General features: G+C 39.2%; 19 protein-coding genes and 2 pseudogenes. 1 reads left to right on the forward strand and 20 read right to left on the reverse strand.

What is annotated here, in order from left to right:
• Positions 1-209 precede the first annotated feature (209 nt).
• Complete coding sequence (locus M1D73_RS16260) at positions 210-1,442, reverse strand: DUF4073 domain-containing protein (RefSeq protein ID WP_121868452.1); 1,233 nt, start codon at positions 1,440-1,442, stop codon at positions 210-212.
• A gap of 271 nt (positions 1,443-1,713) precedes the next feature.
• Positions 1,714-1,941: pseudogene (locus tag M1D73_RS16265) on the reverse strand (aminopeptidase); the annotation flags it as partial.
• Positions 1,942-2,078: 137 nt separating this feature from the next.
• Between M1D73_RS16265 and M1D73_RS16270 the strand changes: the two are divergent.
• A complete protein-coding gene (locus M1D73_RS16270; RefSeq protein ID WP_049108434.1) occupies positions 2,079-2,639 on the forward strand; it encodes a hypothetical protein in 561 nt (186 codons plus the stop codon).
• A 149-nt stretch (positions 2,640-2,788) separates the two neighbouring features.
• Here the strand turns inward: M1D73_RS16270 and M1D73_RS16275 are convergent.
• The 18 genes and pseudogenes from M1D73_RS16275 to M1D73_RS16360 form a co-directional block, all read right to left on the reverse strand.
• A pseudogene (locus M1D73_RS16275) lies at positions 2,789-3,649 on the reverse strand (class I SAM-dependent methyltransferase); the annotation flags it as partial.
• Between the two features lie 51 nt (positions 3,650-3,700).
• Positions 3,701-4,492 carry an N-acetylmuramoyl-L-alanine amidase gene (locus M1D73_RS16280; RefSeq protein ID WP_121868453.1) on the reverse strand — a complete coding sequence of 264 codons (792 nt, stop codon included), beginning with the start codon at positions 4,490-4,492 and terminating at the stop codon, positions 3,701-3,703.
• Positions 4,493-4,550: 58 nt separating this feature from the next.
• Positions 4,551-4,838: a hypothetical protein gene (locus M1D73_RS16285; RefSeq protein WP_042598287.1), complete on the reverse strand. Its 288-nt coding sequence runs from the start codon at positions 4,836-4,838 to the stop codon at positions 4,551-4,553.
• A gap of 9 nt (positions 4,839-4,847) precedes the next feature.
• Positions 4,848-11,039 (reverse strand): phage tail spike protein, encoded by a 6,192-nt coding sequence (locus tag M1D73_RS16290; protein WP_243341166.1) that lies wholly within the window; start codon positions 11,037-11,039, stop codon positions 4,848-4,850.
• A gap of 3 nt (positions 11,040-11,042) precedes the next feature.
• A complete protein-coding gene (locus M1D73_RS16295; protein ID WP_086385031.1) occupies positions 11,043-12,557 on the reverse strand; it encodes a distal tail protein Dit in 1,515 nt (504 codons plus the stop codon).
• An 11-nt stretch (positions 12,558-12,568) separates the two neighbouring features.
• Positions 12,569-15,412 (reverse strand): phage tail tape measure protein, encoded by a 2,844-nt coding sequence (locus tag M1D73_RS16300; RefSeq protein ID WP_121868454.1) that lies wholly within the window; start codon positions 15,410-15,412, stop codon positions 12,569-12,571.
• A 2-nt stretch (positions 15,413-15,414) separates the two neighbouring features.
• Positions 15,415-15,687, reverse strand: coding sequence for a hypothetical protein (locus tag M1D73_RS16305; protein WP_061660386.1), 273 nt, complete (start codon positions 15,685-15,687; stop codon positions 15,415-15,417).
• Positions 15,688-15,707: 20 nt separating this feature from the next.
• On the reverse strand, positions 15,708-16,127 hold the full coding sequence (locus tag M1D73_RS16310; protein WP_061660387.1) for a hypothetical protein: 420 nt from the start codon (positions 16,125-16,127) through the stop codon (positions 15,708-15,710).
• Between the two features lie 65 nt (positions 16,128-16,192).
• Positions 16,193-16,858, reverse strand: coding sequence for a hypothetical protein (locus tag M1D73_RS16315; RefSeq protein WP_061660388.1), 666 nt, complete (start codon positions 16,856-16,858; stop codon positions 16,193-16,195).
• Positions 16,859-16,876: 18 nt separating this feature from the next.
• Complete coding sequence (locus M1D73_RS16320) at positions 16,877-17,278, reverse strand: hypothetical protein (RefSeq protein ID WP_061660389.1); 402 nt, start codon at positions 17,276-17,278, stop codon at positions 16,877-16,879.
• Positions 17,275-17,691 carry a hypothetical protein gene (locus M1D73_RS16325; protein WP_061660390.1) on the reverse strand — a complete coding sequence of 139 codons (417 nt, stop codon included), beginning with the start codon at positions 17,689-17,691 and terminating at the stop codon, positions 17,275-17,277. The genes M1D73_RS16320 and M1D73_RS16325 overlap by 4 nt, the downstream gene beginning before the upstream one ends.
• The gene (locus M1D73_RS16330) at positions 17,691-18,023 is read right to left on the reverse strand and encodes a hypothetical protein (RefSeq protein ID WP_061660391.1); all 333 of its coding nucleotides are present in this window, start codon (positions 18,021-18,023) and stop codon (positions 17,691-17,693) included. The genes M1D73_RS16325 and M1D73_RS16330 overlap by 1 nt, the downstream gene beginning before the upstream one ends.
• 3 nt (positions 18,024-18,026) lie before the next feature.
• On the reverse strand, positions 18,027-18,392 hold the full coding sequence (locus M1D73_RS16335) for a head-tail connector protein (protein ID WP_000782183.1): 366 nt from the start codon (positions 18,390-18,392) through the stop codon (positions 18,027-18,029).
• A gap of 36 nt (positions 18,393-18,428) precedes the next feature.
• Positions 18,429-19,265, reverse strand: coding sequence for a major capsid protein (locus tag M1D73_RS16340; protein ID WP_061660392.1), 837 nt, complete (start codon positions 19,263-19,265; stop codon positions 18,429-18,431).
• Between the two features lie 76 nt (positions 19,266-19,341).
• Positions 19,342-19,938, reverse strand: a complete 597-nt coding sequence (locus tag M1D73_RS16345) for a DUF4355 domain-containing protein (protein ID WP_061660393.1) — start codon at positions 19,936-19,938, stop codon at positions 19,342-19,344.
• A gap of 92 nt (positions 19,939-20,030) precedes the next feature.
• Positions 20,031-20,231, reverse strand: coding sequence for a hypothetical protein (locus tag M1D73_RS16350; protein ID WP_061660394.1), 201 nt, complete (start codon positions 20,229-20,231; stop codon positions 20,031-20,033).
• Positions 20,228-21,268, reverse strand: coding sequence for a minor capsid protein (locus M1D73_RS16355; protein WP_061660395.1), 1,041 nt, complete (start codon positions 21,266-21,268; stop codon positions 20,228-20,230). Before M1D73_RS16355 ends, M1D73_RS16350 begins: the two co-directional genes overlap by 4 nt.
• A 66-nt stretch (positions 21,269-21,334) precedes the next feature.
• Positions 21,335-22,831 carry a phage portal protein gene (locus M1D73_RS16360; RefSeq protein ID WP_481157925.1) on the reverse strand — a complete coding sequence of 499 codons (1,497 nt, stop codon included), beginning with the start codon at positions 22,829-22,831 and terminating at the stop codon, positions 21,335-21,337.
• Between the last annotated feature and the right edge of the window lie 2 nt (positions 22,832-22,833).

Consider the following 22,833-nt stretch of genomic DNA (forward strand, 5'->3'; position numbering starts at 1 on the left):
CGGTACATGAAATTTATATCAACGATTTTTTAAATATATCGTTCATTACTTACAATATATCAACGATTTTTCAAATATATCGATCGTAACTTGCAGTATATCAACGATTTTCTTAATATATCGATCTATCGACAAAAAACGACAGACAGGCAACCCCTTTCTCATCAACAAAAAAAGAGCCCACACATTCAAATGCAGACTCCCTCCAATCACTTATTTACCGAAAAACGAAGTAACTGCGTTAATCCCGGCTCTAAATTCATTTCACCTTTATGGCGTACGTATACGACTTTATCTCCATCAAATTTCGGAGGATTTGCTTTACTATACGTATGCCACTTATTCGTTCCTTCTATAGAATACTCCATATATTCAGTTGCTCCGACAATTATATTTTTACTATCATCTGCCGTTACATTTGGTGCCATCTGCGCAATTTTTGAATCACTAATTAATAACTTCTTTATATCCTTATCACGTTTGTAATCGTAAGCTGTCACAATTACATCGTTACCATATGCTTTCACTTGTAACCCTTGTTTAAATGAATAGCCATCTGGAGCAGTTTTCTCTCCTCCATTTGGTCCTGCTGACATCCAGCCTGTTTCAATCCCGCCCGTATTTACAACAGTGAAACCTTTTTCATCTCCGCCTTTAATTTTCTTTTTACCAGCCCAGTCCGGTAAGTTTAAATCCCAATGCGTATGACTCGTAAAGAAAACAACTTGCGGATAGTCTTTTAATATATCGTACAACTTATCGATATTTAAATAATCTTGTAAGTACGGTGATTGTCTTGATCCAGATACTGTATCAGGTAAAACGTGATGAGAGAAAATAAAGATTGGCTTATTTTTATCTTTTTGACTATACTCTTCTAAATTTTGTTTTAACCAACCTAATTGCTCATCACTCATATATACTTCGTCCCACATTTTTGAATCGTGGTATTTCATATATTTTTCAGTTCCTAAAAATAAAAGTGGATACCCATCTAATTCTTTTTTATGATATACCCTTTCTTGTCCACTAAATTTCAGATAGCGGTTAAATAAAGTTTCCTCATTTACACCATTTGGCCATGTACTTTGGGAGAGTTTTCCATCTGCTGTCCATTTACCAGCATAAAACTCATGATTCCCAACAGTAGACCATACATTTTCTGGATGCTTATTTTTATTTAACACACGCTTTACATCATCATATTGTGACTGTTGTCCAGTCGGCGTTATATCCCCATTCATAATAAGCGCTCTAGAAAGTGGCGTCACTTTGTTCATATCTTTTAGCACATGATCAAAATCCCCTAAATCCCCTTGAATATCACTAATAACGTTTAAAGTTGTAGCTGATTTTCGGACTTGCTCTTTCCCTTCCGCATGCACTGAGAACGTCGGTAATAATGCCGCCATAACTGCTAACGAAGCAACTGTCTTTTTCATACAAATTCTCCCCCTAATAATAGAATGTACAAACTGACATGTTCTGCTTTCTCTTAGGTGCTTGTCCAATTCACATTATAAAGAGAGATTGTAAAGATAGATGGAGTAAAAATTTAAGTTTTTTTTAAGAGATTTTGTCTTTTTTACACACTCCATAGCGCTACCTTTTCAAGTATCCTATTAATATTAAATGAATGTAAAGTTACACGATAAATCTCTTGGTTTGGTATGTTGTATTTTAATCTATTTTACACTCTCTCAATAAAGCGCTTTACCCCTTCAAATTTTCTTCATTTAATCTGAATAACTCTTGTAAAATAAAATGTCCATTTTTTCTTATCAGTACATCATCAAACCAAATTTCACCACCTCCATACCCTGGTTTTTGAATGTTTACTAAATCCCAATGTATCGATATTCCCGTTGTCTGCATCATATAATAAATCTCGCATATTATTCATGGATGTAGTATATAAGGATTAAAAACTAGAGCATACTCTACAACTAGATAGATTTATTAAATGAAATAATTTTCCTACAGGGCGAAAAAATATTTTACACTGAATTTTCTGTTTATTTACCCCTTTAAGTTATATAATTAAGTAGTAATATACTTCACAAAAAAAGGATGGTGCCATGTATATGCAAAAGGAAGAATGGGTTCAAAGATTAAAAGAGGGTCGATATTATGTAACTTCTTATGAAAGTATCATGAAAAAGATACACAAACGTCCTAGCCGTATACCTGGGATATTAATTGCATTCGTATTATTGATGATCTTACCAGGAGGATTATTTAGTTATAATGATACAAGTAGTATGTTTATTATGTGGGTTTTTTTAATTGTATTTGTTGCTGCGTGGCCATCTATAATACACGTGTTTAGAAAATTTACTGCTTCTAAATATGACCCTCAAATTCAAGAATATGATCAAAAATTTCAAAGTAGTATACCAATCCCAATTAAGTATTTTTCAGTCAAAAAAATTGATGCATGTATAGTAGCGCTAGAAAGCGGAGCAGCAGATGATTTAAAAGAAGCTTTAGCAATCTGGCAAGTTACTGAAACAAGTACAGTGCAGCATACTTTGTTAGAAGAACAAAATACTCTTTTGAAACAGCAAATACGTACAACAAAACAGGCTGCAAATGCGGCAAGGGATGCGGCAGATGCTGTAGATCAACTCCGCCGTTAGTAATAGAAAACATAAAAAAAGATTCCTTCTGACAGTAGCACTCTACCATACTTTCTAACTCAGGACTTTTCACGTTGGTTAAAAGTCCTGAATCCGGTTATATCATTAGAAAAAAGACACAGAGATTCCTCTCCATGCCCACAAATCATCTACCTCTTCACCGCATGCACATAATATACCGTCTCGAAAGCTTTCAAATAATCATTTCTTCCGGCAAAATATAATGTATTTATATCCTCTGGTGATAAGTGCTCATAAATGAGTAAACCTGAATTCTCTAACAATGCTTCCATTTCGCGATAAGAATAACATGACTTCATCGGTTCTCCGCCTATTGCAGCCATTTTTACCATATTTTCAACTCGGTTAGACAACCCTTTTTCCGTAAATAAATTTTCATCGGGATAATCGAAAACGATAGAACTCCCTTCTGTAACCATCTCAAACAAGCACTCTATTAAACTAGCAAGTTCCTCTTTCGTTAAATAGTACGTAACACCTAAAAGGCTAAAGAAAGTCTTTTTATGTTCAAATCCTTCATTGCGTAACTGTTCATAGGAAAATCCTTTCGTAAAATCCATTGAAACAAAATGAAGGTTTTTTGGAACTTCAAGTTCTGTTTCTTTTATTCTTTCCTTCTTAAACGCCTGCGTAGAAGGATGATCCACTTCAAATATTTCTATTTTATTTTCTAATTCTTGGTGTCTAAAACTGAACGTATCTAAGCCTGCACCGAGTATGACGTATTGTTTCGCTCCCAGCGTAATCTCGTGTAGTAATACTCTTTCACAATATGCCGCACGTGCTAAAGGTGTTGGTGATAATTGCACTTGTGTAATCCATTTTAATATTTCTTGTGGATTATCTTGAAACTGCTGTGCAATGTCTGTATTGAAGAAATGTATTCCTTGAACCATATTCGTTTCAATATTAATTCGTTCTTTTGGCGAAATGAACTCTTTAGCTACATAATCATCAAAGATTTTCGGATTATCAAATTCACTAGTAAATGTATTATTAACCCAAAAAAAAGAGTCTTCATTATGAAGACTCTTTTTCTTTTATTTAAATGACCCCCAATAATCTACACGCTTTCCGTTTGCGCTCTTACCAGTTGCCATGTAACCATATGTTCCGTTTGCTCGTGGTTGTCTGATCCAAACGTGACCATCTTGCTCAATGCCATAGCCATCATATGAAACTGATTGACCCTTTGAAAGAGTCGCGATTAATGGCGCGTTACTGAATGGAGCTGTACGTAAATTGATAGTTGTATTCAACGTGAATGCTCCGCGCTCCCTAGCAAACCAACTAGAGTCATATTGTCCAGAAGGTAATTGTGGTTGAGGTTGTGGTGTTGGTTCAGGTGGTACATAATCGCCAGAAACTAACTGTTGTTTAAACCACTCCACACGACCCTCAGCCAACATACGATGAGGACAATATTTTCCGTTTCGTTCCTGGTGTGTTTTAACGCGGTCGATTGGAATATTGAACTGATCCATTAACTGTCTAATGACAATGATCGCATTTTTTACAGCCTGTTCATAGCGTGAGCCACCAGATTTAGAATAACATATCTCAACTCCAATAGAATGGCGGTTACCGTGTCCGTTTGCGCCGTCTCCAGCGTGCCACGCGTTGCGATTGAATGGAATTAATTGAATTGCTTCATTATCGTCTACAGCAATGTGAAAACTTGTTCCGGTTGAGTTATTAGCGACATTGTTTCGCTCATTAATTGCTGGGGCGTCATTATAAGTATTATGGAAAGTAATTTCCGTTGGCATCATAGGATTAGGACATAAAGTAGGGTAACGGCTTTCTGGTACTAACATTTGTTTGATTTGCATGTAATCAACCTCTCTAATTTCGTTTAATAGAATTGGATTAAAGTGCACTGATATTAAATCAATGCACTTCGTCCACTTCTTTTTCTTTCGTTTTAATTTGTAATATATGTTTAATCTCGCCAATATCTCGAATTGATTCGGCTTGTTGTTTCATAATATCTTGATTATCTCTAATGACTGTTACATATTCTTTTTCTCGTTCGACACCTCTTTCGATAGTGTTTTCTAGTTTTTCTTCCCTTATCTCGTTACGCTTTAAGACATAGCGGAAAAGCCAGGCAAACCCACCGATACACAAGCCGACAACACCACCGCTTGCAAGTTGCTCCATGATGAAATTTTCCATTTTAGTTTCTCATTCCTTTCCTAATAATTCTAACACCTGGTTTAACTTTGTTTCTAGAGTGGAAATTGTATCACTTTGATTTTTCATAGTAATTTCTAAATCTTTCATTCTAGTTTCTTGATCATTTAAACGTTTGTCTTTATCTTGTATATCTTTGTGATTCTCCTGTATTCCTTTCCAACCTAGTGAAATCATCGCGTAAAGATCGACAGCAGAACCATCTTCATTAGCAATTAATTTTGGCGCGAATTCGGAAATAACACCTACACGAACAGGGCCGTATGCTTCGCCGATTTCTTGATCTGATTCAATCACATTCCCTTCCACATCAACAAACGGGGCTGACTCAATGTTCTTGTAACGGTATGTCATGATGTCAGTTTCTAGAATTATTTCTAATGCTGATCCTTCAAAGTTGCTAATGTCTTTTTTCCAAACTAGTGAAGACGCGTTTTGGAATGATCCCGCCGTAGCGTTAGACCAACCGCCGTCGTCACCTGTACGGAATTCAAAACGTCTTGCATTATTTTGCCATTTGAAAATGGCGTGTGTTCCAAATTGTTGCATCCAGTTAGCGCCTTGAATCCACATTGCACAAAGGCGTGTTCCGTTGTGGTTAAACGCATGACCGCCACCATATGAAGAGTATTCCGTTGTTTGCGATGATCCGACACCGACGCCCGTTATATATTTAAGTCTACCTTGTGCGTCTTTGATAGACCATGTAGACCAATCCTTTGCATATTTACCGCCTACGATATTTCCGAATCCATCAAAGTAAATGGCTTCTGGAGGGTTGAATTGGATTGTTGGACGCGTTGATCCTTGCGTTGCTTGTACCATGATTCCCTCTGGAGCAGTTAAACGCAACCCGTAACCATCAGTTGCAAGCGGTACTTCACCTAATGCGATTGTTGCCAGGTTATTCGGGGCCCAGATTCTAAACTCACTAGGCTCTATAGCTGAAGACCAGCGATCACTAGTAACATTTAAACGGCCCGGCAATGCTTCAACATGCTTCCCGCCATAAGGTGAACCGTTCGGCGCTACTTCGTAAACCTTTAGGCCACCTTCTTTTAACTCGGCATAGTTTTGAGCGTTTCTAGATTTGTCCAACGGGCCAAAACTTTTAATGATACTGTTGAATATTTCAACTCTGTTTGTTGCGTCTTTAGCGTTATGACTTTCATATTTAACACCCTTGATAGTGTTAGCCTGGAAATGTTGGGCCGTAATTGCACCGATAAGGTTTATCTTACTTGCCTGGATTGTTGCTGTTTCTTTTGTCAAGTTAATACTTGCGATTAGGTTGTTTTCTTTTACTGATAGATTGATATTTTTTTCGTTAACCTGGATTCTACCCTCTAACGTTTTTACATGTGCGTCCTTCGCAAAAGTTCCGTCAGCTTGTACCCTTGTGTAAACTTCTGTTTTCGTTGCCCTTAGATCAATGCCGTCTTTATTTGCTTTGATTGATCTTTCTAACTCTGTGACCTTCTGGTTGTATTGTTCTGTTGCGATACGTTTTGCAAGTTCTTCACGCAGATAGTCAACGTCGGTAATGTCTTTTGGGTTTTCCATAAACTCACTTGCAACTTTACCACGTTGCAACATAGGGCACGCCATCCAAAAACGGCCGTTACGCTCATTGTAAACACGGAATCTTATGAAGCCTGTATTAGCTGGCGCTTTCGTTGTTATTTCGAACCTTCTCCAAATGTGATTAGTAAGCTCAACCCTAGTTCTATTTGTCGCTATTCTAGTTTTCTTGTCAGCGCTCCACCATTCTATTTCAATAAAACAACCTGTTCCAGCGTCGAAAGCTGGTGGTTTTCCGTCAGTAATGAAATATGCAGAAGAAACAAAGTCTTCGCCAGATTGACAAGGTATAAACTCACCAGTAATGCCGAACCACCTGTTTTGTGTTAGCCCTGTAGAAGTGAATAAGAACGACGCATTCCCTTTGTATGTTAGATTTTTATCTATACTAGATGTTGCGCCTTCTGTTTTATTGAATATCCAATACTTTTCGTTTTGTGAAAATGATGCATTTCGCAATTCGTTTGTAGAGCCAACGCCCGCAACGTAGTCTTCAACCTGTTTAGATGTCATTTTTGCGCTCAATTCATCTGACAATTGTTTCATTTGAGTTTCTGAACTTGTGATCTGTTGCCCCTGTTTCGTTGTTAGTTCAGTCAAGTTTTTCACGTTCGTTTTGATCCCGTCAGCGTCCTTCGTGATCTCCGTTACTTTTTCGTTGAACAATGTCTCTTTCACTCCGTCTTCTGGTGAGGGCGCGAACGTTTTCGGCATTAATCCTTTTAATACAGATACATTTTTGAAATAGCACTCACTACCATCATTTGAACGATCACCGTAAACATATAAATTAAACGCCTTCGACATGTCTGTTCTGGCTTCTAATTTTCCTGTAAAATGAATTCTAACCCACTTTTTAACAGGGTTAATCATTAGTTCTGGACAACCACTGTAGAAACTTTGTGTGTTATTTCCAGTAATAAAGTGATGGAAGCCTATTGCCAGTTTATTGTTTGCTGTTTCTGTCCATACATCTACAGCGATTGTAAATGTATCACCTGGCTGGAAATCGTTGACGAAACTTTTTGGCATGCCTTGAGATAACCCAAGCCACCTTTTACCGCCTACGATCGGGCCATTCTTATTAATTACAGCAACTACAGGATAACCAAACTTTTTATCATTTACGTGCATGTGATAACCCTTTGTAGGGTCTGTAGTACCGTTGTTATAACCTGTAGACCAGTTTCCAGAGCGCAAATTGCCGTTTAGGGCTTTGTCCCAACCTAAATCATTGTCAGCCCAATAGTGCGTAAAGTCTCCATTGCGTACATAGTTTCGATCACCAGCGTCATTAACAATAGACTCTGTTTTTGTTATACGCTCTGTTACACCGTCAACACTTTGTTCTAACTCATAAGTTGACTTGCTAAAGTCCGTCGGTACTGATCCCTTTTCCAGTTTAGGACGTTTAAAGCCGAACTTCTTACCTTTAGACGCTTCTGATCTCGCAAACCTTAAACGCATACCCCAACCCGTGGCGCGTCCGTCTATCTGGAATGTAAATGATCTTCTTGACCAACCGCCAGCAGGGAAGCCAGTTTGAAGGTTTTCTGTCCATGATCCATTGATAAATTGGAATACAAGAAAATCAACATGAACATCATTCTGTAGATCGACACTGAATGTCATATCTTTCCCTTTTTCATAGTCTCCCATTTTCGTATTATCTAAATGGAATTGATAGAAAGAGTCGGTTTGATCTGTACATTCGACAATCATGTAATCCTCGTGGAACGAGTGGCCAGCCTTATTAAGCATTGCACCGCCGACCATTCCGATTGTTTGTGGTCTTTGATTTCGACCTGTATTAATGATCCAGTTTTCACCGCCGACCGTGCGCGCTTCAACTTTTTCTAACTTTGTAGAAATTCTTCCCGCTTCTTCTTTGATCTCTGTTGTAACGCTTGTGAATTTCCCCTCACTTACTGTATCTTCTGGCGCTTGTCTCCACGGGTACGCCTTTTTAGTTACTGATAACATAGGACTAGACTGTTGATAAACCCACCCTTTAGCGTGCGAACTTTCCCAGGCTTCAACACGAATAACATTATCTTTAGAGTCAAGGTGTTTTTGTTCAATCTTAAATGATCCACTAACCTGTTTCCATTGGTTTGTGGCGCTCTCTACCTCTGGGCCGAAACCTAAACCATCATACATGCTTTGTTGCATTCTCTCGCCATCTTTAGCGCCTTTTATCCTAACCCAAACGGAATATGTTACCGTGTCGCCTAAATTCAATTTACCTTCATTTTTAAGGGTTGTGAAGTGATAGGCCAGGCCGTGCCATGCTCCCAAAATATCGACTACAGCATTATCATTAAAACGATCTTTAGAAAGGGCAACTGATTCACCTTTAAAATAAGTTGGTGGTATTAATTCCTTTGTACCTCTCATAAGGTTAATTACATCAGTGTCCATGTTCTTGACGTCTGTTTCAACTTTCTGGATCAACTTTTTATTTCCGTCAACTGTACTTTCTAGCGTGTTTATTTTTTGCGACTGACCACTAATGTTTTTGTTAACTTCAACAATAGAATTAGAAATACCCTTGATCGACTGTTCTTGTTTTACGGTGATTTCTTTTAGTTCTCCGTCAGTTTTCTTTAACTGGCTGATCTCATTTGTGAACCCGTTTAAAGATTGCTGGTGTTTAACTAACGTTTCGTTAATTTCTCCATCTTTCTTTTTTAACTGGCTGATCTCATTTGTAAAACCATTTAAAGATTGTTGCTGTTTAACTAATGTTTCATTGATCGTTTTATCAGTGGTTTCTAGTTTCTGAATAGACTGACTAAAGCCGCTTATTGTTTGTTGCTGTTCCGCTACTGTTTTGCTAGTCGTTTCCGCGTCTTTCTTAATCTGACTAATAGAAGTGTTGAAACCTTCTAAAGACTTTCCGATCTGTACAATTGTTTGATCAACTTTTTGGCCGTTAACCTTCAATTCCTTCAATGTTTCTTGTGTACCGCGTTCCGTTTCTTTTATCTCTTTTGTGATCTGATCTAAAGACTGTACACCACCCTTTAAACCTTCTATTTCTTTGTTTAGATCGTTAGCTTTAGTTTCTAATGATTCAGCTTTCTTTTCGACTTCTCCAGCGCGTTTTTCCATATCTGATACACTTTTGTTTAATTGATTTGTCTTTTCTTGCACATCTTTTGCAACCTGGTCACGGATTTCCTTCTCCAGTCCAGAAAAATCTTCTGTTACATCTTCCCACTTACCACCACGCCAGATTTTCAGAATGCCAGGTTTTCCGTTTGAAGTGTCCAACCATAATGATTTCCCTTCTTTTAACCCTTCTGTTGGCGCGTTTGGGCCGTCGTGGATCGTAACTGAATTATTTGTAACCATTTCATTTAACTTCTCTGTAATCTCTGTTACACGCTTGTTAGTTTCAATAACTTCATTCATTTTGCTTTCTTGTTCCTGGACAAGTTTGTTGAGCTGATCCAGCATAGGTTTACCAGCTTTATTTTCAAGTAATCCTTGAACACGGTTATACATTCTTCTCATTTCCGCGTCATAATCAACGATTTCATGATATTCACCGAAAGTATATTTGTTTCTATCTGGATTAGTATTAGACTCTTTCCCACCGATCGCTCGCGCTTCTAAATACAAGGCAGGTGTAAACGCCGTGTCTTTAATTCCGATCGTATCACCTTTCATGATCAATTCATGACGTAGGCCGAACACTTCAGCAATATCTAACGCGTCCACCTCATAACCGACTGAAGAATTCTTTCTTTTCTCCATTTCAGTTTTCATAAGAGTCATTAAACGTTTTGCGTCAATTTCTCCTTCTGTTTCTGGTTGATAGAAACCGTATTTATGTTGGCCGTTCTCACTCCAGCGCTGAAATGCTTCATTATCAACAATGTAAGGTGATCCGTTGTTGATCTTTTCTATTGTGATAACTTCATTATCTTCACCACGCGCGAAACCAAGCAGGGCCGTACAAATATTTTTAGTGTGTTCAATACGTGTTACATTGATCAAGTCTTTTCCTAGTTCGATTTCTTTTCGTGTAACGCGTCCAATCTTTTCGACTAGATCAACGAACCAACCTGTTATAGTGTTTCCGTCTACTTCTACACGATAATTCAATTCTAAGTTAAATAAAGTTGCTGTTTTCTTTAATAGAGTTAGAGGGTCTGTGAATTCGTCTAGTGTCATTGTTCTAAAGGAAGCATAAGCAATATTCCCTGGTTGCCACTTAGTACCAGCAGTTGCAAGCGCTACATATTGATGTGCTGTTAACCCTTCTAACTTTTGTGGACGAATAAAGTTGGCCTTTCTTAATCCTGTCCATGATCCGACCGCCCTAACTGTAATAGAACGATCACTTGCCGTTTTTTCAACTTCGTCTTCAATAGTGTATGGAATTACATTTCCTTCACGATCCTGGCGCAACACTAAGTTTTGTTGCTGTAATGCTATAGCCTGGCGCGTTCCGTCAAAGACTTTGAATTCTAGAATGTCAACATTGTTTTTTAATTCCCACTCGCGCATATCATCCCAATAATCTTGATCCTGGAATGTTGCCACGATTGATTGTGTTTTAAAATCTATTATGTGAAGTTCGGTATTTTGCATTTATTATCTGTACCTCTCTCTATATGTTACTTTTGCCTTTATATCTGGTGGCATAATTGAAAGTCTGTTCTCCCCTCTTATGATCTTAGGGAATGAACTAAAAATATCTTTAGCGGAAATAGCGTCCTTTCCATTGATCGTAACAAGCGAACGCTCTGTATCTATTATAATTTTGTCGCCAGTGTCTAGCAAATAAGGCTTGCCACCTGTTCCGACCTTATTAACCTTCCAAATTTTCAGATCATCAATTCTCATATCATTGACAAACCTGTGATCTTGCCAGCGTTGAATACCAATAGCGATTTGGGCCACTCTTCGGCCTGTTACCGTCATAGGGTTGTTTTCATCGTCTGTAAAGAATTGCACCGCGCTTGCGTCGTCTATTTCCGTTCCTGTTCTAAACCTAGCAAAGTATACAGACCACGTTTTCCCGCGTCTAGCTAAAGAGATACGGCCATAAAAGTTATTGAATGCTGTATTTCCACCACCAGCAGAATCATACATTTTTCTAGTGTTGTTCGGTTGCATACTATTTCCGATCCTTGCATATCCGTGCGCGCGTTCTACAGTCCAATAAAGATCATTCATGTTAATATCGGCCACTAAATCACCTTGTTCATCCAATAAGAATAGTGATACACGGCCCATTTCTCCAGGGTCTTTACATTTTAGCGTTACGTATGCTTCAACTTTAAAGTCTGTTAACGGCCCGCCTGGAATTGATCGTTTTAAAATAGGGCCTGTGAACGCTCCCTGTTTAGGCGTCCCAAAATCTTCAACTTCAAATGCATATCTACCAGAATTAACTCTAAATTTACCCGTACTTTCCATTCCTGGTACTGTCTTCCCCGCGTCAGTCCATCCGACCAGGTTGTTCATTTCGTCCCACAATACGCGTTCATTCTCCTGGACAGGTTTGTCATTGATCGACATAGGTTGACCGATACGGAAATACTGGCGTTCTTGTGGATATTTACCAAACCATACATCAAGATTTGTCGCGGGCTTAGTCATTTCTAATTCGATAATAGGCTTAGCTTCTATTGTACCTTTATTGCGAAAATATGCGTTTTGTTCCGTCGTCCAGTCCTGTTTAAAATCAATGGTTTGTACAGCGCCTAATTTATAAGGCATAGGACATATGAACTTCAACGTACCTTGTCCAATATCGACTAATTGATCTGGATCAAGTTCATCGTCAATAACAGCTAAATAAGTACGATCTTTTTCGTCATCGAAAATTAATTCGGCTGGCTGATCCGTATAAAGCCAATCGGCCAATTCTTCTTTTAACTTTTCACCTTGTTCCGATGTTTCATACATAAATGCTACTGGTATTAAAATTTCTCTCATTTTCGTTTCTGTACGCAATAAGCGCCCGCCAGGATAATGTGGTACTTCTAAGAACGATCGTTCAATAGGCGCCCATGCAGGACGTTTAACGCCCTGTAATGGAATCACCTTATCATTTCTTTTTCCATTAAAACTAAAGAATGCTAATTTATCAAAACACTTCATTCTTTCACCTCTTAAAATAGTTTTCTAGTTTCTTTCTTTCTAGTGTTTACACGTTCTACAGTGTCGGCCACCAATTCACCTACAGCCTTTCCATCCATTTCTACAGTTGCTCGCAAATGAATTTCCTTGTCTTTGTCGCTAACACCGCCTAACGATTCCGCTACACCGTTTCCGATCTTCTGGAATACATCGTCATTTAATGGCATGATCGCTTCATCGTAGCCTTTAGCGTCACCGATTTTAACCATACGTTCCATACCTGGTTTAAATACACCACCGTTTGCGAAACCGCCAACACTAGCGGATACAGCCATACTACGGCCACCACCAGATGCAGGAGCAGGAGCAGAAAAACCTAGAGCGCCAGCGACAGCACCGCCAACAGCCTTTGCAGAATCTGCTATACCACTTATGAAACCTTTCACTTTATCTACAGCTTTTCCAATCCATCCGACAACTTTATCAACAATCTTCCAAGCGTCTTCAAATGGCCCGCCTATAGCTTTTGTTACAACTTTGAACACTGTACCTATTGTGTTAACAGTACCCTGAAAAAATGATAACAGGCCGTTTAAAACACCGTCAGCAACATTCACTATCGTATCCCATGTTTGTTGGAAGAATGTAACTATTGAATTCCAGACACCTTCCCAATTTCCAGTGATCAAGTTTAAAACAAGTGATATTACTAATTGTATCGCGTTCATTACCGTTTCGATAATACCACGAACTACAGGAAAAACAGTTGTTATAATGCCCAGGATAACGTTTAGTGCTGTTTGGAATACTACCGAAATTACACCCCAAATAACTTCAGTTATCTGTTTTATTGCCTGGTTGTTGTTATCCCAGAATGATTTCACACGGCCGATTACCGATGTTACAACAGAATTCACCTGGTTTACTATAGTTGTTACATATGGAGAAATGGCACCCCAAACAGCATTAGTAACCTGTAAAATGCCATCCCAGCACATAGATATGAATGATCCGATAGGGCCGATAAGAGACATTACACCGCTAGCTAGGTTTGTTACAATACTGATAACGCCTGTTACAACGTCAGCTATCGTTTGTTGAGTTTCTGGCGTTAGTCCGATCTTTTCCGCTATCTTGCTAGCTTCTCCCCAATCACCCGTAACCAGGGCCATGATCAAATCAATACCCTGTTTAACACTTTCAATAACAGCCATTGCCATTTCTTGCGCTTCTGGAGATAGCCCCATTTGTGTGAAAATCTCTTTTGCACTATTCGGGACACCTTGACCAGACTTTGCATTCCATAAATCAACAAAGGCAGTACCTAAAGTTTGCAAAGGCCCCATGATCCCCTCAATTACAGCAGACCATTGCGCTTCCTTCTCCTGGGCCATTTGCACGGCTTCAGCGCGCTTTTGCATTGTTACTTCAGCTTCTCGCATTTGTTGGTCATATTGCTCTTGTGTGATCAATCCCGCATCAAGTTGCTGGGCCAATTCTTGTTCTTTAGTCGCTAACATACCTTTTGCAGTTAGGTTTTCTTGCATGACCTGTTCTGCTTGTCTCTTTTTCTCTGTGTATTCGTCTTCATTTATGATCCCTTGTTTCAGTTCATTCTGTAAAATCAATTCTTCCATTGCTAACTGGTTTTTTGTACCCGCCAGCAATTGCGTTGCTTCTACAGCTTGTCCAGTTGGGTCAAGGTAGTTAGTGATCGTTCCGATAAGTCCAGTCGTTCCGTTTGTGGCGCTTAGTAACGCTGGCGTCATTTTGTCATATAAAACTAACCCCAGGTTTGACGCACTTGACATCATGCCTTTAGTCGCTCCATCAAGGTTGTTTGACATGACTTTGGCCATCATATCAGCAGACCCGCTTGACATATCCATGTAACGTTTTAATCTATCAAATTCCGCTGTACCACCTTTAATAACTGGCAACCATGCAGAAAAGGCTTCTTGTCCAAAAATAGCTTTTGCAGAAACGATTTGTTGTTCTTGTGATAAATTGCTGAAACCTTTTGATAAATCGCCGACAATATCACGTATATTTCTCATTGATCCATCAGTGTTAGTTGTTGAAACCCCCAACGCGTCAAGGGCTTTGCTCGCTTCTTTAGGTGGCCCAGCTAAACGAGATAAACCAGCACGCAAAGCAGTACCCGCCATTGATCCTTTTGTACCAGCGTTAGCAAATTCCCCCAGGATAACGTTTGTTTCTGATAAGTTCATACCGAACGCACTTGCAACTGGCGCAACATATTTCATTGCTTCCCCTAATTGATCAATACTTGTATTTGTTTTTGACTGTGTAACCGCGAATAAATCAGACGCTTTTCCAGCTTCGTTCGCTTGCATGCTAAAACCAGTCATCGTATCGGTTACAATATCGGTTGCCCGTCCTAATTCCATGTTTCCAGCCGTGGCCATGTTCAACAGTGGGCCGATCGCGCTAATCTGTTGACTAGCATTCCAACCAGCTAAAGACATAAATTCGAAACCTTCAGCAACTTCAGTAGAGCTATAGCGTGTTGACTTACCTAATTCACGGGCTTTTGCGGTTAATTCTCCCATTTCATGGCCAGATGATCCACTAATAGACTGTACTTTACTCATTTGTTTTTCAAATGACATACCTTCTTTTACAGCGCCAACCAATCCAGTTGCTAAACCTAAAGAAGCGCCAGCAACTCCAGCAAGGCCAATCCCCATTGCTACAGTGCTAGCGCCTACCATGCCAAATGTTTTATTAACAGGATTAAAGCCATTAGAGATAGATTGAGAGGCTTTTCGCCCCTCGTTCTCACTCCTTCTTAGGCCGTTCCTGTATTCAGTATCTTTTAAACCTAGTGTTCCAAATATCTTGAATACTTCCAACCTTATTCCCTCCTAAACTGTTTACTTAACTCACGCGCGTTTTTCATGACTTGTTCAACAGGGATTGTTTCTTTTTTGTATTTGTTACCCCTATCGCGGTAACCTGTTTCAATTAAGTAATCACTAAATGACTTATCACGGAAAGGATTATTTATATAAGCGTCCCAGCGCATATCGTATTCAATAGCCTTGTCCGTTACAGTCATATATAAATCTATTAAGAAACTCCAGGGAAGTTCTAACACATCTTTTAACGATCCGTAACGTTTGGCCATGCGATCAATAATAGTACCTATTACATGCTTAGGTTCGTCACGGATTTCATAAAAGCCGAAATACCACCAACACGCTTAAATGCATTGAATACAATGTCAAAATCTGATCCACATAACTCTTTCATTTCACCTTTAGGAAGGTCTGACATACCCGCCATAAGGTTGAACATTGCTTCAGCATCTTCACCCATCATCATCAGAATTTTGTTGTTTAACAGCATTGCAAAGTTGAACATACTTGAATTCTCTTTATCAGTTAGCTTTTTCCCTTCAGCTTGCTTTCGCGCACTTTTAAAGAAGTTATCAACGTCACTCGCAGGTACGTCACCTAATAATTGATGTTTACCAGCTAAACCAGCAATAACCATGCGTTGCATTGCGTTAGGCTCTTTCATATTGTATTTATTACCGTTTAATAGTTCGAATTGTACTGATTCCATTTATATAACACCCTTCTGAGATAAGTATTTTAATATTTAGAAAGAGGGCCTAAACCCTCTGTTATTTATTCTTCGATCTTTTCAGCGTCTATAAATACGCGCGCATGATTTTTTTCAAAGTCTGGCCCGCACTTACCGTCTGGCTCAAAGATTTCAATTTCAAATGGTGGTGTCATTGGATCGTTTGGATCGTTATGTCCTGTGAATTCCACCTCTGGAGCAACTTCAGCTTCACTGAATACAGCTTCAAAACCAGATGTAGGTAACGCGTTAAACATCGTGATTCGATAAACGTTACCGTCATTACTTCGACCAATTACAGTAATGTCATCAATGTAAACATCATCCCCACAAGCGTTCATAAGGTTTTCATTTCCACGAATGATTACGCCTTTACCTTTTACTTTTCCTGGCCCCGTTCCATCTTGTGTGTACTCTTGAATTTGGGCATTTAACAAGAAGTGTTTGATTAAATCTTTTCTGATCCACTCCAGGAAGCCCGCTTTCATTTTTGTTTCTGATTCAGATACATATTGTAGGCCTTTCACCTTACCGCGCACACCGCGTGCTTTAATAGCTTCTAAAGAAGGTGCGTAAGTAAATGACAAGTCACCTTGTGTAGCGCCTACGTCGATCATTTTTTCTTCGCCTTGTTTCCAGTTAAAGAAAATGCCTGTACCAGATCCCAATACAATGTTTTCTGGCGTGAATTTATTAAATTGTGCAATCATGCTTTGTCACCTCGTGAGTTATTTTGTGTCGTGTCCCGACGTTCTATATTTAACTAGGCTGAATCTAACTTCTTTACACCTCATTTCGAGATCATCGACAGGAAGATTCATTCTAGATATAAAATCAGTTTGGATCGTTAGCGATTTACATGCATTGATCAATGTACGATTTACAACCGCGTCATAGATTTCCTGGCTCGCAACGTCCAGTTTGTTGAAGTGTTCTGAAACACCCCATATATTTACGGTTACCGTAAACTTTTCACTGTACTTACTCATAGTAGCGTCACTTTGCAGATCAAATACCATGTAAGGTAGTTGTATATTTTCGTCTACAGCTTCCTCATAATGCACATCAATTCCGAGTGGATCAGCAATGTCCCACAACAATTCATTGACGTACTCAACAACCTGGATCATTTATCCATACCACCCTTCATTGTTTGCGCAATAATTTGTTTTACTTGGCCTTTTGAACTCTCTCCAGCTTTACGCATGGCCCGTGTTCCTTTTTTACCGCGTGTAACGTACCATTTACCTGTGGTTTTATCCTTGTACTTCCACGGTGTTTTTCGACCATTTTTTTCGGAATAAATACCCGTTCCGAATTCTTCGTATATTAAATTGTCATCGTTCCCGCCCACAATCGCCTGTAAGTTTTGACCTTCACCAGTTACTTTGCTTGTAATTGTTCTGGCTGTTGCGCCACTCTTTTTCCTGGTGTTTATCTTCGCTTGCGCTTCAATATGTTTGATCGCTCTTTGAAGGGCCACTTTTTGCAATTGCGCCGTTCTTCTTTCACATTCAGCGCGCCTTGATATGAATTCGCCCATTATGACCACACATCCAGCGCGACCTCTATATGATCGTTAGAGTTATAAGGGTTTGACGCTTTAGTTGCACGGTACTCTTTCCCATCTTGTATAACTTTATCGCCAGCCCTTACATCAATAACGGAACAATACATAATAGCGTCAGTTGAGTTAACAATGCGATCCTGTTTAAAGCCCGCTGGTGATCCTGTTACCAATTCATCAACAATGGCTACAACCTCATTAATCTTCTTAAATTCGCCTTTGTCATACGGGTTTTTCTTGTCCCGTTCGCCTTTACGCTGTATTTCCGTAGGTTTGCCGTGTTTGGCCAGTAATCCCGCGATACGCATTTGTTACCTTCCTTCTGGCCTACGTCCGCGAATACGCACACTTGGTGTTCTCATTCGCCTTGATAGCCCTGTTAATAATGTTTTGGGATAAATCCCTTCTGGCCCATATTGAACGCGATACGATCCCATTTGTTCACTTACAACGTCAGCACCTTCGCCAGATAAGTGATAAGTTATTAATCTAAACGCTACAACCTCATAAGATTTAGGGAATTCACGCCCTTCAGCTTCAAAATCAACGCCAGTATAACCAACGATAAACTCTGTCACTACAGGGATAAGAATGTCTTCAATGTATTCCTTTTGCATGGCCGTATACTCTTTTTGAGTAGATTTAGCGTAACGATCAAAAGTAGTTATCATTTTCATGTGTTAATCTCTAAAAAAGGGAGAGCCAAAACCCTCTTAATTTTTAGCAGTAGCCTTTTCAACTTTTCCAGCGTGTGCATAGATTGCGTTTTTCTTCATGTCTAACACGAATGCATCATAGTAGAAACGGCCCTCTACTAACGTTCCAGAAATTCCTGGTGGATCAAGGTGTACTTTTGTTTCAGCCAATTTAACAGGCGCAACAGTTGCCGACTTATGAGTGATAATGAATTCTTGACCATTCATAAATGACTTTGGTGTTTTGATGATAGCAACGCCGTCAACCTCACCGACTTGACCTTTTAAAAGGATTGTTCCTTGTGCTAAATCACTAGCTTTCGTGTAGTTATCGTCTAGCTTTAATTTATTGATATATGCAGGTGTTGCATGACACACGCGGTTTTCTGGTACAAAGTGATCATCCAACGTTTCTTGGCCAGCTAGGAAGGATTCATAAGCATTTGTCTTAGTAATAGCACCGTCTACTTTTGTTCCAGCACCTTCAGACATAACTTTTAAGCGGTATGTTTCAATTTCTGGAATAACAACTTCACGCATTTGACGCGCGATCGCTGGCGCAACCTTTACTTCACTTTCTTCTTCGTTCATTTTGTCCATTGTGAATGTGAATGAGCGGTCTTTTTTCATGATTTCTTCCTGTAGATCGTTGCCTAATTCATCAGCTTGACCGTATCGACCTTGACCAGAACGCTTATAATCATTCATTTCTACAGTTTGAACAGATGTAATTTTGATTCCTTTTGCTCCAGTGAATTCATAATCCTGGTTTGTTGAAGCAGTTGTAACAGCAGACGGCGCGAAACGCTCATCTACTAAAGGTGAAAACTTATGTGTTAGATTTAATGTAGTCATTCTATAAATCCTCTCTCTTTGTTTAATAGTTTTGGAATAGCTTTTATAATGACGTCAATTCCGTTGGTCATTATCCTTATTGCCACTCTTTCATGAAAGCGTCACGGATCGGATCACTACCGCCTTTGTCACCAGCGCCTTTTGATCCACCTGGTGTTTTATCAGCTAAACTCGTTTTAACACGCTTAGTTAATTCACTGTCAAGATTTGCTTTGAATGCTTCTACATTCTTTGCAATCTCTTCTTCAGTGTCGCCGATCACGTTCATAGCAAAGCCAGCACCAAAACCAGCTCCTGCTAACTTAGCAACGGCAACGTCTTTCATTTTAAGATTGTGGGCCGTTTGCTTCTCCTGGTCACGCTCTGTTTTGATCTGGCGCATTTCGTCCATTAATGTTTCCACTTCTGTTTTATTCTTTTCACCGAATTCCTTTTCGGCACTTTCGCGGGCTTTTCGTTGTTCCTCTTTTCGGATTTTACCCGCAACGCGATTTACTTCAGCTTGAATTTGCGCTTCCACTTGCTCTTTAGTAAATGTTTCTGGTGTTCCTCCACCATCTCCAGCAGGGTCATCACCTTCGCCACCTTCAGAAAAGAATTGTAGGCTGTTCTTAAGATCAGATAATCGAATTGCAGGTTTTACAATCCCCGTACTAACTAAAAATTTTTTCATGATATTACCTCCACATTTTAAGTCGGTGTGTGACTATGTTTGCCTCGGTTTTTCGCGTCCGTTTCCACACTTATTATATAAAAATTATATAGTTATAGACTTTCTAATAAGTTAGTCGTAACTTTTTTAATAGTTTCTCTACGTTGTTTCGGTGTTGTTTCGTCTGTCATTTCGTTTAACACAACAACTTTGTCATTAAATAAATCTTGATCAATTTCTTCCTGGTGTTTTCCTAGCACTCCTAAAAGTACACTAATCAATGCCACCTTCTCTTTTTGATCTAAGTTTTTCATGTTATCACCCCTTTTTTCGGCTGGAATAACTTGTCATATTGCTGATAAGTCATTTCCACATCGTTTGTTTCGACGCTCTTTCCGTTCTTATCTCGTACCATACGTATATTTGCGTATCGTATGCCCTCAAGGTATGGAATAGCTAGCGTTCGACAGCGTGCATGTAATGGAGGGTAGTTGCTTCCTGGGCTTGCATCAGCCGTTATATAAATCTTTCCAGTGTCTAACGATCTACAGCGGGTAGAAGTCCTAGCATCGAATATTACATGTAGTTTGTATTTATCAATGTCAGCTTCTTCATAACTGTCTAACGTGGCCTTTCCGTAGAAATAGGCTTGTTCTGTATAGATCATAGTAATGGCATTACGCAACGGCGCTTTCATCTTCTCCGCAAACCGTACAGCTATTTCATCAGCGTGTAGGCCCTGTAAAACACCTTGTGTCATTTCGCCTCGTAAATGGAATAATAGTGTTCTCTTATTCTCCCATAAACGATCACTGAATTGGTTACCACTCCAAGGGTGACTTAACACATTTTCAATCATCTTGTCATTAATTTCATAGACCTTACTTTGTATACCATGTCTGTAAAAGTCGTATTTATTACTGATCAAAGTGTCCTTAAACGTTGTTGTAAATAGGCTGCAAAGGCTTTTTTCTTCTGTCAACGCTCTTTTTCCTAACTTGATTAGCATTTCACTTTGTACGGCTTCTAATCTACTAAGTTTTTTCATGTCCAGATGGGCTTTCACATCCTGGGCAATGTTCGGCGCTATGATCTGATCACTATTCTGTAATTCATTCAGAAACTCTACTAAACTAATACGCCTGTCATGTTTCTCACGCTTATTAAGAGCCTTGACCAATTCGCTATAGTCAAAACCCTTTCGCGATAGATAGGCCCTCATTTCGGCCGTTACTTCCTTTTCAGCGCGTGCGAATGATTGACGCATACGCTTTTCTAGTTTCTCGGCTTCAATGTATCCTTTCGCTTCCTGGGCTTCAGCACGTTTGGCCCAATATGCTTCACTGTTCATAGGCCACCAGCACCAGCAAGGGCAATAATAGAATCAATCTCTTTTTCTGTAGGTTCGTAGCCTAAACTATTTCTGATTGATCTTTTTACTGTCTCCCTGTCCTTTTCCTGGCGTTTGATATTTGTCACCGTCAGATAGTTGTCGCTCTTGTGTAGCATCGTTCTTTCCTTGTTCTTCCACGTTATCATTTTCCCCACTGAAAGCATCTTTGTACGAGTCATACTCTTCTTCCTCCTGTTCTTTCTTCATTTCTATTAAGTGTTCAATGTCTTGTACAGCAGATAGATATTGATAGATAAACTTATCTGGCAGTCCAGCTTGACGCAATTTCACAACAAGATCAGCTTCTTCTAAATAGTTAGCTGGTAAGTTAGGTGTAAATTGGATTTTAACGTCTTTTAATCCAAACTCTTTTGATCCTGGTAATTTATCAAGGTATCCTTTGATGATCCCTAATTGATCTGTTAGCGCACGATTAAACATACGCTCTTTTTGCCCGCGTACTTGCTCCAGGGCCAACAATTTATATTTAATAGCGATCCCAGACAGGTTACCGCCGAATTCCTTGTCATTCATGTTCGGAACGAATGTATATTTGTGTATATCGTTTTCTACACGGGTTTTCATGTTTTCGTTGAACGTGTCATTGATCTGTTTTACAAGCCATTCAGCATCCCCATTTTCATCTAACAGCATTACTTTATCTTCTTTTAGGCTGTTTATATCATCCTGGTTTGTTTCGTTCATGTTAACTAACTTTAGGATCGCGTCAGTGAAGTCAGATAAGTCTTCCATTGATCCAGATTGCAGATCATTATACGCGTCAATAATCGGAAGAATATCTTCATAGTCTCCTAATTCAAACTTATTGTTCTGTATCTTAATAACTGGAATACGTGGGTTTCCGTCTTCATCTACAATGTTGTGTGCCTGTTCTTCTTGGCTCATGTTCTCAATGGAAATGTCCAGGATTTCGTTTAATGGTTGTCCTAAAATCTTTCCTTCATACACAAACGAGTATTTAATGTATTGCACTTTGTCATAGATCGTCATTTCTACCTTGACTTCATTATCTTTCGTTACTGTCTCACTAAAACGAATAACGTCTGTAATCTTAGGTTTGATAGAGTCATCATAGACAGCAATCGTATGACGCGGATCAATGTCTTTATAATTCAATTCGCCTTCTTCATCGTGATAGAACAAGCGGAATGCACGGCCATAAATAGACATATCAAGGGCATTATCATAATCTACTGTCTGTCCGTCGTTTTCATCCATTATGTCAAGCGCTGGCTCTAACGCTTCAGTTTCCGTTGTATTATACGTTACAGGCATTCCCATGAAATAACCCGTGCTGATCGTTGCTGTGTACTTAGGGAAGTTGTGAACGATCCTAAACGTCTTGTTACCGTTCTTCCTATCCTTCTTATTCTTTATTTCATGATGTCCCATGTAGTATTTGTATAGTTTTTGCAGGGCCAAATACCCCTTACTATTCCCAACTCCTTCTTTGATACGAAAATCAAAGTAAAATTCTTTTGCTTCTTCAAATGTAAGCATCT

Source organism: Bacillus sp. PK3-067 (assembly GCF_056738645.1).